This is a genomic window from Lactobacillus apis, assembly GCF_003150935.1.
Classification (GTDB): domain Bacteria; phylum Bacillota; class Bacilli; order Lactobacillales; family Lactobacillaceae; genus Lactobacillus; species Lactobacillus apis.
Genome location: NZ_CP029476.1, coordinates 672,899 through 688,167, shown reverse-complemented (window position 1 = coordinate 688,167; position 15,269 = coordinate 672,899). Strand labels below are relative to the sequence as shown.

General features: G+C 37.6%; 13 protein-coding genes. 3 read left to right on the top strand and 10 right to left on the bottom strand.

Annotation, left to right across the window (positions count from 1 at the left end):
- Window positions 1–9: 9 nt before the first annotated feature.
- The 10 genes from mreD to ezrA all read right to left on the bottom strand — a co-directional run bounded on the left by mreD (window position 10) and on the right by ezrA (window position 12,382).
- Window positions 10–543, bottom strand: a complete 534-nt coding sequence (gene mreD, locus DKL56_RS03335; RefSeq protein WP_109715410.1) for a rod shape-determining protein MreD — start codon at window positions 541–543, stop codon at window positions 10–12.
- Window positions 543–1,391, bottom strand: a complete 849-nt coding sequence (mreC, locus tag DKL56_RS03330; protein WP_109715409.1) for a rod shape-determining protein MreC — start codon at window positions 1,389–1,391, stop codon at window positions 543–545. Before mreC ends, mreD begins: the two co-directional genes overlap by 1 nt.
- 51 nt (window positions 1,392–1,442) lie before the next feature.
- On the bottom strand, window positions 1,443–2,447 hold the full coding sequence (locus DKL56_RS03325; protein WP_109715408.1) for a rod shape-determining protein: 1,005 nt from the start codon (window positions 2,445–2,447) through the stop codon (window positions 1,443–1,445).
- A gap of 97 nt (window positions 2,448–2,544) precedes the next feature.
- Window positions 2,545–3,168, bottom strand: coding sequence for a JAB domain-containing protein (locus tag DKL56_RS03320; protein ID WP_109715407.1), 624 nt, complete (start codon window positions 3,166–3,168; stop codon window positions 2,545–2,547).
- A gap of 38 nt (window positions 3,169–3,206) precedes the next feature.
- Window positions 3,207–3,884 carry an HAD family hydrolase gene (locus DKL56_RS03315; RefSeq protein WP_109715406.1) on the bottom strand — a complete coding sequence of 226 codons (678 nt, stop codon included), beginning with the start codon at window positions 3,882–3,884 and terminating at the stop codon, window positions 3,207–3,209.
- Window positions 3,874–5,148, bottom strand: coding sequence for a bifunctional folylpolyglutamate synthase/dihydrofolate synthase (locus DKL56_RS03310; RefSeq protein ID WP_109715405.1), 1,275 nt, complete (start codon window positions 5,146–5,148; stop codon window positions 3,874–3,876). Before DKL56_RS03310 ends, DKL56_RS03315 begins: the two co-directional genes overlap by 11 nt.
- A 2-nt stretch (window positions 5,149–5,150) precedes the next feature.
- Window positions 5,151–7,790, bottom strand: a complete 2,640-nt coding sequence (locus tag DKL56_RS03305) for a valine--tRNA ligase (RefSeq protein ID WP_109715404.1) — start codon at window positions 7,788–7,790, stop codon at window positions 5,151–5,153.
- Between the two features lie 278 nt (window positions 7,791–8,068).
- Complete coding sequence (thiI, locus tag DKL56_RS03300; RefSeq protein WP_109715403.1) at window positions 8,069–9,286, bottom strand: tRNA uracil 4-sulfurtransferase ThiI; 1,218 nt, start codon at window positions 9,284–9,286, stop codon at window positions 8,069–8,071.
- Window positions 9,287–9,292: 6 nt separating this feature from the next.
- On the bottom strand, window positions 9,293–10,450 hold the full coding sequence (locus DKL56_RS03295) for a cysteine desulfurase family protein (RefSeq protein WP_109715402.1): 1,158 nt from the start codon (window positions 10,448–10,450) through the stop codon (window positions 9,293–9,295).
- Between the two features lie 216 nt (window positions 10,451–10,666).
- Entirely contained in the window at window positions 10,667–12,382 is a 1,716-nt protein-coding gene (gene ezrA, locus DKL56_RS03290; RefSeq protein WP_109715401.1) for a septation ring formation regulator EzrA, read from the bottom strand.
- Between the two features lie 420 nt (window positions 12,383–12,802).
- Here ezrA and rpsD point away from each other — a divergent pair, with 420 nt between their 5' ends.
- The 3 genes from rpsD to DKL56_RS03275 all read left to right on the top strand — a co-directional run bounded on the left by rpsD (window position 12,803) and on the right by DKL56_RS03275 (window position 15,262).
- On the top strand, window positions 12,803–13,414 hold the full coding sequence (gene rpsD / locus DKL56_RS03285) for a 30S ribosomal protein S4 (RefSeq protein ID WP_046306681.1): 612 nt from the start codon (window positions 12,803–12,805) through the stop codon (window positions 13,412–13,414).
- A gap of 73 nt (window positions 13,415–13,487) precedes the next feature.
- On the top strand, window positions 13,488–13,961 hold the full coding sequence (locus DKL56_RS03280; RefSeq protein WP_109715400.1) for a YueI family protein: 474 nt from the start codon (window positions 13,488–13,490) through the stop codon (window positions 13,959–13,961).
- The gene (locus DKL56_RS03275; RefSeq protein WP_109715399.1) at window positions 13,958–15,262 is read left to right on the top strand and encodes a replication-associated recombination protein A; all 1,305 of its coding nucleotides are present in this window, start codon (window positions 13,958–13,960) and stop codon (window positions 15,260–15,262) included. Before DKL56_RS03280 ends, DKL56_RS03275 begins: the two co-directional genes overlap by 4 nt.
- Window positions 15,263–15,269: the final 7 nt, after the last annotated feature.

Genomic DNA, 15,269 nt, shown 5'->3' with positions numbered 1-15,269 from the left:
TACGGAGAATTAAGAGCGATAATTCTCTTGTTTTACCATAAACGGAAACTCTATAGCTAACCAGTTCCAAATCCAATACGTTAGTATAATGAAAGCAGCTGACCACAAGAAAGTTGGTAACAGCCCTTTTAGCAACATTCCTAGTGACACTTTAGCAATACCAGTTAAGTTAAAGAATAGCCAGTTATAGGTGTTTAAGAACACCGTTCCAATTAATGTAAAGACAGCTCTAGCCCAGAATAACTCTGGTAAAAAACGAGCCACTTTTTGTAAAAACCAACAAACACAAGGTAAACTAACTGTATATATACCAATGATGCCAAAGAAAAAAACATCACTTACAATGCCAGTACCAAATGCTAGCCATAATTCCTTTTGATTAGTATCATCAATTAATGCAACTAGCATCATCCCAATTGGTAATAATAAATTGGCACCACTGCTAAAACCATACAGTGGATGTAAATATAACGAAAGGCTGCCATTTAAAGCTAATGTGATAAACAAAGCGAATGCCAGTGTATATTTTTTCAACGAACTCATTAGTCTACCGCCCTCTTAATTACGGTTACTGTTGTTGGGTCATTCAATTCACCAGCAGGATTTACTTTTATTAAATCTGATAAACCAAAAGAATCATGTGTTGTAGCAGCAACTGTTCCAACTAATAAGCCCTTAGGAGAATTCCCCCCCATTCCGCTAGTATATATTCTAGTACCTTGTTTTAACTTTTTACTATCAACTGCCTGTGTAAACGCAAGTGTTTTATCTCCAATAACAGTGATAATTCCATGAACCTTTTTACCATTAGTTGCTTGGGCTTCTACCGCAAAACGGTTAGCAGACTTATCAGTAGTTGTAATTAATTCAACCTTAGCAGAAGCAGCATCTGCTTCTACAATACGGCCAATAATTCCTCTACCAGACATTACAGCCATATTTTTACGTATGCCAGAAGTTGTCCCTTTATTGATAACCAAAATATCTGTCCAGCTATCAGGAGAACGAGAAATTACTGATGCATTAACTTGGTCGAAATCAGTAAGAGTTTTCTTAAGTTTTAAAGCTGACTTCAACTGTTTATTTTCAGCTTCAAGGCTAGAATTGCGCGCTTTAGTTTGTTCTAATTCAGATACACGACTTTTTAAGTAATTATTCTCATTTTGTGTATTTAGCAGCTCATTAACATTGTTGAAGCCACCAGAAATTATACCGATTGGAAAATCAACAACTCTGGCACCAACTGCAACAATATCATTGCCTAAACTTTGAATTACAAGTGGAGTATTTCTTTTGTTACGTAAACTAACAGAGCCACCAATCACTGTAAAAAGAGCAATAACAACAATGCAAACTGATAATAATTTTTTATTTTGTAGAAATTTCTTCATCTGGAATGATCCCTAAAGAAAAGCCGGCAAAAATAGCCGGCTTTTAAAATTTTATCTGCGACTTCTACGCATTATTTCAATGTTTTTGAGAGATTCACCTGTTCCAACTGCAACACAGTCCAATGGATCTTGAGCAATGAATACAGGAACTTTTGTAGCCTCGGAAATAACATCAGGTAAATTCTTAAGTAAGGCGCCACCACCGGTTAACACAATACCGTGGTCGATAACATCAGCGGCAATTTCTGGTGACGTTTGTTCGAGCGTTTCTTTAATAGCAACAATAATGTCTTGAACAACGTCTTGAATGGCAAGTGACACATCTTCTGCTTTGATATCAACAGATTTTGGCAAACCGGTAACTAAGTCTCTACCACGAATATTTACTGACTCAATTTCCTTTGCCTTTTCAACCGATGCAGATCCAATTTGAATCTTAATATCTTCAGCAGTACGTTCACCAATTAGCAAATTAAAGTTGGAATGAACATAATTTACAATAGCGGCATTGAACTTATCGCCTGCTTGACGAATTGAAGTTGAAGATACAATTCCACCGAGTGAAATGGTTGCAACATCTGTTGTTCCACCACCAATATCAACTACCATTGAACCGGTAGGATCCATTACTGGTAACCCAGCACCAATTGCGGCAGCAAATGGTTCTTCAATCACATAAGCTTCACGCGCACCAGCTACTCGAGCAGCATCAATTACTGCACGTTTTTCTACTTCAGTTACACCAGATGGAACACAAATCATTACTGAAGGCTTAGAATTACCAACGGTCTTCTCAATAAAATACTTTAGCATTGAAGCAGTTGTATCGTAATCGGCAATAACACCATCTTTCATCGGTCTAATTGCAACGATGCTTGATGGGGTTCTACCAATCATTTCTCTGGCTTCTGAACCAACAGCGATTACTTTATTAGTATGAGTATTTTTAGCAACAACAGAAGGTTCTCTTAAAACTATCCCTTTACCTTCTATATAGACAAGTGTATTTGCTGTACCCAAGTCGATACCAATATTTTTTGCTCCTAATCCAAACACGAAAATCTCTCCTTATTACTGCAGTCTCTAAATCTTGAATCATTATAGCATAAACTCAGACTTAAAAAAGAAGCGCAGTATAAACTTTAAGATGAACTTAAAACAATTGATGCTCGCGCATGCTTAAATAATGCCCTTTTCCAACGATAAAATGATCCAAAAAGTCGATGTGTAGCATGTCACTTGCGCTGTGCAACAACTTGGTTAATTCTAAATCACTTTTTGAGGGCACTAATTTACCGCTTGGATGATTATGAACAACAAAGACACCCGCACACGCATATATCAATGCCCAACGAAAAATTTCACGCGGATGAGCCACAGATTTATCTAATGTGCCTCTGAACAAACATTTTTCAGCAATTATGTGGTTGCTATTATCTATATAAATAGCCCACAATTCCTCTTGCTTACGATTAGCCAGCTTGTCTGTTAAATACATTCCGACTTCATTACTAGAAGTCAGCACTGCATCACGATCATAGACAGCCATCCGTAAACGCTCAAGCACCATTTCGCCCATCACTGCAACTTTATCATCACATTTAAAATCAGACAAATATTCAAGTAAATCGTCAAAGCTAACAATATCTAACTGATTTAGTCTCTTAATTAACTGATCGTAATCAGTTATTCCAACTTTCTTCAGCTGGTCAAACAGCTTAGTCAAAATCACAATATCAGTGTCTATCAAATAGTGTCTGGACTTAATAAATTTCATTAAATCATTCCTTTCACTATTTAATACGCAAAAAGACGTTAAACTTTTTTCAAGAAAGCGAAAAAGTCACTGCAAACTTCTACCGCAATTTTTTTATCACTCTCGCCTGCTGGAATTAAATCAGGCACCATGACGCACTTGATTCCTGCAGCAACAGCAGATTGCAAACCGGCTGATGAATCTTCAAATGCCAAAATATTATTTTGCGGTATTCCTAATTTTTTAGCAGCCAACAGATAAATATCGGGTGCTGGTTTAGGCTTTACGTGATTTTTCTTTACATCATCATAATTCAAGTGAAATTGGAAATAATTCCTAATTCCCGTCATCCATAAATTATGCTCTACCACATCCTCGGTATTACTTGTAACAACCGCCATTGGTATCTGCTTTTTCTGAAATAAATCAAGTGCTTGTTGGACACCAGGACGTAATTTTAACTTTCCTTCATTCGTCCACTGCCATACCAGTTCATCGGTCCGCTTAATAAAACAATCACGTTGCTCATCACCAGAGAAGTACTTTTGGTAAAAATCCTGCATATCATTATTGGTTGAGCCAACAAGTTTGAGATATGTGTCATCTGGAATGCCCAAATTTGCTTCTTTAGCAGCTTGAATGTTAGCCTTCCAATACAAATTTTCAGAATTAACGAGCAAGCCATCCATATCGAAAAGGATACCGTTAATTTCTGCATCAATACCATTAATTTTCATTTTTGGCGTTCTCCTCTAAATGTAAAATTTCTCCCACCAAATAAAACGATCCTGTTACTAATAGTATATCATTTGCTTGACTTTCAAGTTTTAATTGCTTATAGACTGATTGCCAATTTTCGTGATATGGATACTTCTGCACAACCCAATTTGGAAAGTCTTTTTTCTTAGCGGCACGAGGATAATCAATCGTTGTCAATTCTATTTGATCTGTTGGCTGGAATAATGAGAAAACCTCGTCTAAATCTTTATCACGCATCATCATCATTAAAGTGCGAACCGTGCCCTGACGAAGGCGTGCTTGCTCATGAATAAAATTAAGTAAGTTCTGCATTGCTTGAATATTGTGGGCTCCATCTAATATGATTAATGGCTCAGATTGTAATACTTGATAACGGCCAGGAATAATAGTTTGATTAATCGCATCTTCAATTTCATCAGGCGCTAAAGGAAGATGTAAAAGCGAAAATGCTTGAATCGCAACAGCAATGTCAAAGCCCTCAACTTCTGGCCTAGTATTGAAAGATAGGTTTTTCTGGGCATCCCTATAATGGATTTTTTGGTCACCCGAAACGAAAAAGTCCTCACCCAATTTTCTTATTGAAGCACTTTTTTCGCGAGCACTCTCCTCAATAATTGGCATTACTTCTCTAGGTAGATTACCTAGAACAACTGGCCGCTTGGTTTTGATAACTCCACTTTTTTCACGAGCAATATCAAGTAGTGTGGGACCAATTATATCTTCGTGATCAAGTCCAACAGTTGTAATGATGCTAACTTCCGGGGTAATAACATTGGTTTTATCATGTTCACCACCTATTCCAACTTCAATCACGGCATAGTCACATTTAACTTGTTCAAAGTAAACAAAGGCAGCGACAACTTCATATTCAAACGTCACTAAAGCAAAATTAGGATCTTCGATTCTAATTTGGTCGAGTGCGCTTTCAACTAGATTAGCAATTCTAACCAATTCAGAATCACTAATATTTTGGCCGTTTAACTGTATTCGCTCATTAAACTCAAAAATGTACGGTGAAACAAAAAGGCCAGTCTTTTGACCGGCCTTTTGCAACAAATTACTCAAATAATAAGAAGTAGATCCTTTACCATTTGTGCCCGTAACATGAATCGTTTTCACCTGATCTTGTGGATCACCCAATAGTTTTAAGACACGCTTAATATAGGTTAGGTCAGCTTTTTCATGTAGTTTAGGAAGTGAATATAAGTGCTTAATCACATCTTGAGCGTTGGTAAAAAACAATTTTATTCACCCTTCTTTAATTCTTCAATTCGTTGACGTACACTTTCGAGTTGACTTTCATAGTCAGCTTTCTTAGCTTTTTCTTTAGCGATTACTTCTTCAGGTGCATGAGCAACGAAGCCTTGATTGCCTAATTTCTTAGTTGAACGATCAACTTCAGCTTGAAGATTCTTTTCTTCTTTTTCCATCCGCTTAATTTCGTCATCAACATTCACTAAATCAGCCAATGGAATAAAGACTTGTGCACCTGAAATAACAGCAGTTTTAGCAAGTTTCGGTGCAGCAATTTGGGTCGAAATAGTCAATTCCTTTGGATGTAAGAAGTTCTTAACGTAATCTTCATTATCAGTTAAAATTCTTTCATTCTTAGCGTCTTCTAGTTGAATCATAATGTCAATTGAAGATGATAATGGCGCATTTACTTCGGTACGAATATTTCTAACTGCCTTGATAATTTCAATCAAGAAAGCCATATCATGACGCGCTTGCTCATTTTCAAACTCAGCATGTGCCTCAGGATACTTAGCCACCATAATTGACTCACCATCGTGTGGCAGCGAGAGCCAAAGCTTTTCAGTTACAAATGGCATAATTGGGTGTAGTAAACGCAAGATTTGGTCAAGAATCCAAATTAAATTATCTTGTTTTCTTGCTTTTAATTCTTCATCACTACCATTCAAAGCCACTTTTGCCATTTCGATGTACCAGTCACAGAAGTCGTTCCAAATGAAGTTGTATAATTCACGACCAGCTTCACCAAATTGATAGTCATCAAATAATCGAATAACTTCACTAACAGTATGATTTAGGCGATCAAAAATCCAACCATCTGCTAAATCAAATTTAGCTGTATCTGGCATATGAGCAGGTTGTGCATCTTCTGGTAAATTCATAATTACGAATCTAGCAGCATTCCAAATCTTATTGATAAAGTTCCAAGCAGATGCAAGTTGCTTTGGATTGTAACGCGTGTCTTGGCCAGGAGCTGTACCATTAAGTAAGAACCAGCGTAAAGCATCAGCACCGTATTCATCAATTACATCCATTGGGTCAACACCGTTACCCAATGATTTACTCATCTTGCGCCCTTGCTCATCCCTGATTAATCCATGAAAGACAGCATCTTTAAATGGACGTTGATGAGTGAAGTGTAAGCCTTGGAATATCATTCTGGCTACCCAAAACGGTAAAATGTCATAGCCTGTAACCAAAGCATTAGTTGGGAAATAACGTTTATAATCGGCTGAGTCTTCATCTGGCCAGCCCATCGTTGAAAATGGCCATAATGCACTTGAGAACCAGGTATCTAATACATCTGGATCTTGATTCCAGTTTTCAATGTCCTTTGGCGCTTCTTCACCAACGTACATTTCACCAGTCTTCTTGTTATACCAAGCTGGAATTTGGTGACCCCACCATAACTGACGAGAAATAACCCAATCGTGGATGTTTTCCATCCACTGCTTAAAAGTACGCTCAAATCTTTCAGGAACAAAAGTAATCTTATTTTCAGTTTCCTGATTTTTTAATGCGGCTTCAGCTAATGGCTTCATCTTAACAAACCATTGGGTTGATAAGCGAGGTTCTACTTGAACACCAGAACGCTCAGAGTGTCCAACCGAGTGAACGATTGGCTTAACTTTAATTAGGTAACCTTGCTTCTTTAAATCCTCGACTACTGCTTTACGGCATTCGAAACGATCCATGCCTTCGTATTTACCAGCATTCTCATTCATTGTACCGTCATCGTTCATTACGTTGATTCGTTCTAAATTATGACGATTACCTACAGCAAAGTCATTAGGATCATGAGCTGGTGTGATTTTTACCAAACCAGTTCCAAATTCAGGGTCAACGTGTTGATCCTCAATAATAGGAATGTGACGTCCCACTAACGGCAAAACTAATTCTTTACCAACGATGTCTTTGTAGCGTTCATCACCATGAGCAACTGCAACAGCAGTATCACCAAACATTGTTTCAGGACGAGTAGTTGCAATTTCAACAAAACCAGAGCCGTCAGCAAATGGATATTTAATATGATAGAACGCACCTTGATCTTCCTGGTGGATAACTTCAATATCACTTAAAGCCGTTTGTAATTCTGGGTCCCAGTTAATGATATATTCGCCACGGTAAATTAAACCTTCATTATATAATTGGACAAAAACGCGACGAACAGCTTTTGACAAACCTTCATCAAGCGTAAAACGCTCACGGGAATAATCAAGTGACAAGCCTAACTTAGCCCATTGGCTCTTAATTATTCCAGCATATTCATCTTTCCAGTCCCAAACTTGCTTAACAAAAGCTTCACGTCCCATTTCATGACGATCTTGGCCTTGTTTACGCAACTTAGCTTCAACCTTAGCTTGTGTAGCAATACCAGCATGATCCATCCCTGGCAAATACAAAGTGTCATAACCTTGCATTCTCTTATAACGAATCAAAGTATCTTGAATTGCAGTATCCCAAGCGTGACCCAAATGCAGTTTTCCAGTTACATTTGGAGGTGGGATAACAATTGAATACGGATGTGCCTTTTTGTCACCTGATGGCTTAAACAAATCTTGATCTAGCCATTTTTGATATCTGCCCTCTTCAACCTCACGAGGGTCATATTTAGGTGCTAAATCTTTCATATTTTTCCTCCCAATAAAAAAGTCCTAAACAATTTAAAAATTGTTTAGGACGATCTAATTAACCGCGGTACCACCTAAGTTAGGTAAGACTAGGTCCTACCTCTCTTAAAACATGATAACGGCAAATCACCGGACTAGCTTACTACCAGTTCAGCTAATCAGTTTTCAATCAAGCTACCAACTAATCTTCCTTCGGTCTTTCACCAACAATGGACCTTTCTCTATTTATAAGATTAATACCTCTTGATTATTACTTTGTTGCCATTATAGCATGTTTTTTACAGTAATGCAGTATCTTCCTCAGCTTTATTAGCCAGGAATTTCTCATCTGGATAGATTGGTGTAACTTCAATACCATCAAGTGCACGTTCTATTAAACCATCGACATCCAGTCTAGCTTCATATTCACGTGCTTTATCCATTTTCGGTTTTGTCTTTGGACGTGGTGGTGCAAAAATAGTACAGCAATCTTCAAACGGTTGAATTGACAAATCAAAAGTGCCAATTTTTTCAGCTAAACTGATAATTTCTGTCTTATCCATTGTTGCAACAGGACGAAGGACAGGTGTAGTCGTCACATCATTAATTGCAGCCATTGATTCCAATGTTTGTGAGGCAACCTGACCAACTGATTCTCCGTTAAAAATCGCTAAATCCTTGCGCTTCTCGCGAATCAAATCAGCAAGCCTTAGCATGAAACGACGTTGAACTGTCATCAAGTAGCCTTCGGGAATTTTTTCCTTAATAGTTTCTTGAATCTCAGCAAATGGAACAGCGATGAAGTTAATTCGACCAGCATAATTTGCCAAAATTCCAGTCAGCTCTTTTGCCTTATTCAAAGCCTTCTCAGTAGTGTATGGTGGACTATAAAAATGAACCATCTCAATGTCAACACCACGCTTTAATGCCAAATATGAAGCAACTGGAGAGTCAATTCCACCGGAAAGCATCATCACTGCTCTTCCACCCGTTCCAACCGGCATTCCGCCAGCACCATGGAGCAACTCATCAGAAATGTAAACTGCATCTTGACGAACTTCAATTCTCAAAACAATGTCGGGATGCTTCATTTCAACTTTTAGGTTGGACATGTGATCAAACAAATAGTCACCAACCATTAAATTCAATTCGTTGGTATCATAAGTGAAATGGTGATCGCTACGCTTAGTATTAACCTTAAAAGTCATTCCTTCATGATAGGTTTTCTTCATTAAGGCTAAGGCCGTTTCCTCAATATCCTTTAAAGTCTTCTCAGTCTTAATCGTTGGGGAATAGGTTTGAATACCAAAAACCTTTTTTAAGTGTTGATCAACTTGTTTAAATGGTGCACCATTTAAAACAATATGCATGCGATCATGCTTGGGATGAATTTCGACTTGCGGAAAGTCACGCAGAACTTTAGTTACATTTCCTGCTAAGCGGCCAATGAAGTCCTTCCTATTCTTTCCCTTGGTTGAAAGCTCGCCGTAGCGAATCATAATTTCCGTATATTCCATTAAAAACTACTCTCCTAAATGATTTATCTGAGCGAAGTGACGATAAATTTGATCAAAAACTTTAATAAATTCATCTGCTTCATCCAGTGTATTAGTTTCATCAAAACTCATGCGGATTGCACTTGTAGCTATTTTGTCATCAACATTCATTGCAATCAAAGTACTTGCTTCATCTACTTTAGTTGAAGCACAAGCAGACGTTGTTGAAGTATAGATATCATGATCTTCGAGCGTGTGGACAAGAGTCTCACCTCGAATGCCTTCAAGCGAAAAACAAAGAACATGTGGCGCAAAGCCTGTTGAAACTGGTGAAAAAATTGTAATACCAGGTTTATCTTGTAAGTAATTAACAATTTTCGCCTTAATTGCCTCTTCACGTGCCGCCTTTTCAGGTTCGTCAGCCAAAATCAGACGCATTGCTTTCGCCATTGCAGCAATTGCAGGCAAGTTTTCTGTACCTGAACGAAGACTCTTTTCTTGTCCCCCACCATCATGGAGCGGAGCAATCATTTTGCCTTCTTTTTTATAAAAAACACCAGTACCACGAGGGCCATGAAACTTATGTGCAGATAGACTTGAAAAATCAACACGTGGCGTAAAAACACGTGACCAAATATTTTTACCTAATGCCTGCACATTATCAACATGAAACATGATATTTGGATAATTAGATAGTAAATCACTAATCTCTTCAATTGGTTGAATGGTGCCAATTTCGTTGTTAACACCCATAATCGAAACTAAAGTCGTATCAGAATCAATTGCATTACGCAGATCATTGACATTAACTCTACCTTCTTTATCCACTGGTAACCTCGTAACATTAAAGCCCAAGTACTCTAAAGTATTAAACGCATTGGTAACAGAAGCATGTTCAACACTAGAAGTAATTAAATGCTTACCAAATTTACGTTTTTGAAAAGCTGTTCCTTTAATAGCCCAATTATTTGATTCAGTTCCACCAGAAGTAAAGAAAATTTCATCTGCTTGCGTACCCAATAGGTTAGCAGTTTGTTTTCGCGAACTCTCCAATAATTGAAAGGCCCGATCACCTAATTTGTGCAAACTTGATGGATTACCCCAGATTGTTTGCGCAACCTGATCATAAGTCGCTAAAACTGAAGGGTCAATTTTAGTGGTGGCACTGTTGTCAAAATATATCACAAGCTTTTGCTCCCTTCTAAGCCCAATTGACTTGAATGTCCATTAACTAATAAATTTTAGCTTAAATCAAAACTAGCTTCAATGCAATAATTTAAATACAAGTCGCTCATCCCTAATTCTTCCGTTTAAATTACCAAAAGAGCCTCGCTATAAAACCATTTACAAGTAAAAAGCCGTATTTTAGATAAATACAGCTTTTTATTTATATCAGATTGTCTAATTGTTCTTCTTATCAGAATAATAAAGATTCTCAAGTCGTTGATATGATCCAGGCTCGACCTTTTCAATTGCTGTTGCAATCGTATCAAGTGCATCCTTATAGTTATAATCCATACTGTAAAGTTGCATTGTTTTCTTTTGTGCCTGTTTAATTGAATCCTGATTAGAGTACTTGTTGGAATATTGCAAGGTTAGCTCAACTAAATCGACACAATTAATAATTTCATCGGCTTCTCTTTTTAGTCGCTCGACATCGTCTGAAATCTGAATTAACTCGTTAGAAATTTCTTCCATATTAATTCTAACCTCACTCAGTTCCTTTGCAACATGACCAATTTCATTAACTACTAACGTGTACATTTGAATGAATGTATCAGGATTACCAGGTAACTTCTTACGCTCCAAACGGCGATAGACTAACGAAACTTCTTGCTTAAAGCGATTGATTGAGTCATTAGCTACGTTTTCAGCATCGTAAAGCCCATCAACGTCTTGTGACATTCTCTTCTGTTCATCACTAATTTCACGTAATCGCTCTATCATGCTGAGCCAAGAAGTCTTGATTTCAGAATAAACGCCCTTTCCATCAGCAATATTCTGAGTATCTACAGTATATTGTCGATTCATATCGTTTACTTCTTGTTCCAGTTTTCGACTTTCAGCTAGTTCGCCATGAGTTAGCTCATAGCTTTCATCGATATGACGCAATTTTTCAACTAGATTTTTGGATTCAACTTGTGCATGAGCAAGTAAGCGTTGAATTTTATCTTGATTCTTTTCAACAAACGGACGAGCTTTGTATTCTAGCGTTAAAACATCATATAGGCCATCTATTTCAGCCTTAATTTGCTTAAGCCCCTTCTTGAGATCTGCCATTTTTAATTCAGCTAATAGCTTTTCAGCATCATCAATTTGAACACGAATTTGTTTAATTTCTTCTAAAACATTTACCTTAGTAATGCAATATTTTGAAGAAGCCATTTTTTTGTAAGTATCAGTTAGTTCACTTAACTGTTCACGAAAAACCGTGTCAAGCTCATGCTGGGCCTCGCGAACTTCAGGTAATTTTGTACCAATCGAATTAATTGCTGCTTTTATTTTGGATAAAACGCGCTTAGCTTCAACCTGATCCCCCTGCGCAGTTAAGCTTTTAGCCTCAGTAAAATCAGTTTCAATTGCACCAAGTTCAGTTTCAATTTGATCGAGCGCAACACCATATTTAAAGGAATCTGCTAAAACCTCTTTACGCATCTCCTGGTAGCTCTTGTTCAAATCATCATATTCCATTTGATTTTCTCGATTTGACTCAAGCAATTCTGTAAAAACGTCTTTTGTGTTTTTGGCATCATCATAAGTTGGCTTCATAATTTCTTGAGCCTGCTTAATATTTTTGTTTGCCTTAAAAAGCTGATAATGTGCGTTTTGTTCTGCAGCTTGCTCTAGTAATTCCTGAACTTCCGGAATTTTCTTACTAGTTGCTTGTTCATAGTTCTTACGCCATGTTGTTAAAGTTGTTAGACTTTCACCCGCAAGATCAATCTTATCAAGCTTAGCAATATCATTGCCCAAGTCCATTTTGTCAATCTTGGTAATCATATCGTCAAGCTCAATAATTTCTCGCAATTGCCTCCGATTAATGATGAGCATAAATGCTACAATAAGAATGATAATTAAAATTGCAATTATTACAATTATGGACTGAGTTGATGTCATATTTTTCCTCCAAAACTACCCTCAATTATACCAAACTTCTTTAACGGAGTGCGGATTGATTTGAAAGAAGTTAACTATCTTAATTGAATGCTAAAATCTACCATTAATATGACCTTTTCCTGACGTTTTTAATTTATCAATATAATAATTACCAAATTGGCCTAAATTTAACTTGTTTTTTTAAAAACAGCTTAGAAACATCCGGTTTTCCTTGCTTAAATAGCCCAAGGTAGCTATAATAGACTTCGTGTAAAATATTTGCAGCTATAAGTGGCAAGAACGTCAACATCTTAATACGTTTTAGTGAACGAGTAACCGGCGCTGCAAGAGGCGAAAATGAAAATTAAGATGCACGAATGCTAAACTTATACGTAACTATTTTACTCCAAAAACTGTTATCAGATTTTATTGGAGGATTTTATGTCAAGATATACAGGTCCAAGCTGGAAACGTTCCAGAAGATTAGGAATTTCACTTTCAGGTACTGGTAAAGAACTTAGTCGTCGTAACTATGCACCAGGTCAACACGGTCCCAATTCACGTGGTCGTTTGTCAGAATATGGTGAACAATTACACGAAAAGCAAAAGCTACGTTGGATGTACGGTTTAAACGAACGCCAATTTAGAACTTTGTTCAAACGTGCTGGTAAGATCCGTGAAGGTGAACACGGTACTAACTTCATGATTTTACTTGAATGCCGCTTAGACAGTCTTGTTTACCGCCTAGGTTTAGCTACTACTAGAGAACAAGCTAGACAATTAGTTAACCATGGTCACATTACTGTTGATGGTAAACGTGTTGATATTCCTTCATACGACGTTAAGGTTGGCCAAGTAATCGGTCTTAGAGAAAAGTCAAAGAACTTACAACAAGTTAAAGATGCACTTGAAGCAGTTGTTTCTCGTCCATCATTTGTTACATTTGATGACAATAAGCTTGAAGGTTCTCTTGTACGTCTTCCAGAGCGTGATGAAATGGAACCAGAAATTAACGAAGCTTTGGTTGTTGAATACTACAACAAGTTACTTTAATTTCTTTTATTCGCAAAAGCCCTTTCCCACTTGGGAAGGGTTTTTTGTTACTTGAAAGGAAAAAATAATAACTATGTCAGACGATTTAAATACACGAGTTGCGAATGCAGCCCAGGGAATCACCCCACAAACAAAGCCTGATGAACGTAGAAGATATCTTGGCTCACTGCGAGAACGCGTCTTTGTCAGAATGAATAACACTGAAGTTAAAGACCCTACCCTGACCCGATTATTTTTAACACACTTCAACGATTACACTGGATTTTCAATCCTGATTAACGGTAATTTAAATGATGAGTTTTTAAATCAGGTTGAAGCACAATGTGGAAAAACAAACATTCCTTTTACGATTGTTACCAATGAAACAGCTAAAACTGGTCCTGAAGATACGGCAATTTTAGTAGTTTCGAACACGGCAATTAACAAAATGCGAATAGAGATAGCTCAAGTCTACCCTCCCGAAATCCCTAAAACTGAGTTAACTCATGATGCTAAAAAAGATAAAAATGGTTTTTGGCATCGTTTATTCCATGGAGATAAACAATGAAACCATTAGCTTATCGCATGCGTCCGCATACGCTAGATGAGGTTGTGGGGCAACAGCACTTAATTGGCCCTGGAAAAATCATTAGACGAATGGTTGAAGCCAAGCTGCTGTCATCCATGATTTTATATGGCCCACCAGGCATTGGAAAAACTAGTATCGCGAGTGCAATCGCTGGTTCAACTAAATATGCTTTTCGCATGCTTAATGCTGCTACCGATAGTAAAAAGCAATTGGAGCAAGTAGCTGCAGAAGGCAAATTAAGTGGAACTGTTATCCTTTTACTAGATGAAATTCATCGTTTGGATAAAACTAAACAAGATTTTCTTTTGCCTTTACTTGAGTCTGGCGAAATTATTCTGATTGGTGCGACAACCGAAAATCCCTATATTGCTATTTCTCCAGCGATAAGATCACGTTGCCAAATTTTTGAATTAAAACCTTTAGCTGAAGAAGATGTTAATCAAGCAATTAGCCGCGCACTTAGGGATTCAGAAAATGGCTTGGGCTCATACCATGTTGAGCTTACAGATGATGCAAGAAAATTATTAATTCAAAAAGGAAATGGTGACTTACGAACCACCTTAAACGGTTTAGAGTTGGCCGTTCGCTCAACTAAGCAAGAAAAAATTGCTGCGGGAAAAAGTGAAGATGATGAACTAGTAATTGACCAAGAAGAAATGGCAAATTCAATTCAGATGCGAAGCCAGAACTTTGATGCCAAAGGCGATGGACATTATGACTTAGTCTCTGCCTTCCAAAAATCAATTCGCGGTTCCGATACTGATGCTGCTCTGCATTATTTGGCTCGCTTGATTGAATCTGGTGACCTTATTTCAATTTGTCGCAGACTAAGTGTAATTGCATATGAAGATATTGGCCTAGCAAATCCAGCAGCTGTGCAACACGCACAGCTTGCAATACAGGTAGCACAAAGTCTAGGCTTTCCTGAAGCGAGGATTCCCCTGGCAAACGCTGTGATTGAACTTGCACTTTCACCAAAAAGCAATAGTGCAATCAGTGCAATTGATCAAGCACTAGACGATGTGAAAAATAAAAACTACGGTCCAATTCCTAGTGACCTTAGGGACACCCACTATAAAGGTGCTAAGAAACTAGGTCACGGTAAAGGATATGCATACCCTCATTCATTTGCTAATGACTGGATTGCGCAACAATATCTGCCGGACAATTTAGTTGGTACGCAGTATTTCAATCCTAAAGGCAATTCTAAAATCGAGAGTGGTCTTAAGAAGCAGTATGAAATTCTACATGAAATGCAAGAAAAAGGATTGAAAAAATAAAAAGTGG

What these genes read in the sequence shown, in the direction of transcription:
- DKL56_RS03320 (WP_109715407.1), bottom strand. Translation starts at nt 3,168, where the DNA reads ATGAAATTTATTAAGTCCAGACACTATTTGATAGACACTGATATTGTG.
- DKL56_RS03305 (WP_109715404.1), bottom strand. Translation starts at nt 7,790, where the DNA reads ATGAAAGATTTAGCACCTAAATATGACCCTCGTGAGGTTGAAGAGGGC.
- rpsD (WP_046306681.1), top strand. Translation starts at nt 12,803, where the DNA reads ATGTCAAGATATACAGGTCCAAGCTGGAAACGTTCCAGAAGATTAGGA.
- mreD (WP_109715410.1), bottom strand. Translation starts at nt 543, where the DNA reads ATGAGTTCGTTGAAAAAATATACACTGGCATTCGCTTTGTTTATCACA.
- DKL56_RS03280 (WP_109715400.1), top strand. Translation starts at nt 13,488, where the DNA reads ATGTCAGACGATTTAAATACACGAGTTGCGAATGCAGCCCAGGGAATC.
- thiI (WP_109715403.1), bottom strand. Translation starts at nt 9,286, where the DNA reads ATGGAATATACGGAAATTATGATTCGCTACGGCGAGCTTTCAACCAAG.
- DKL56_RS03275 (WP_109715399.1), top strand. Translation starts at nt 13,958, where the DNA reads ATGAAACCATTAGCTTATCGCATGCGTCCGCATACGCTAGATGAGGTT.
- DKL56_RS03315 (WP_109715406.1), bottom strand. Translation starts at nt 3,884, where the DNA reads ATGAAAATTAATGGTATTGATGCAGAAATTAACGGTATCCTTTTCGAT.
- mreC (WP_109715409.1), bottom strand. Translation starts at nt 1,391, where the DNA reads ATGAAGAAATTTCTACAAAATAAAAAATTATTATCAGTTTGCATTGTT.
- ezrA (WP_109715401.1), bottom strand. Translation starts at nt 12,382, where the DNA reads ATGACATCAACTCAGTCCATAATTGTAATAATTGCAATTTTAATTATC.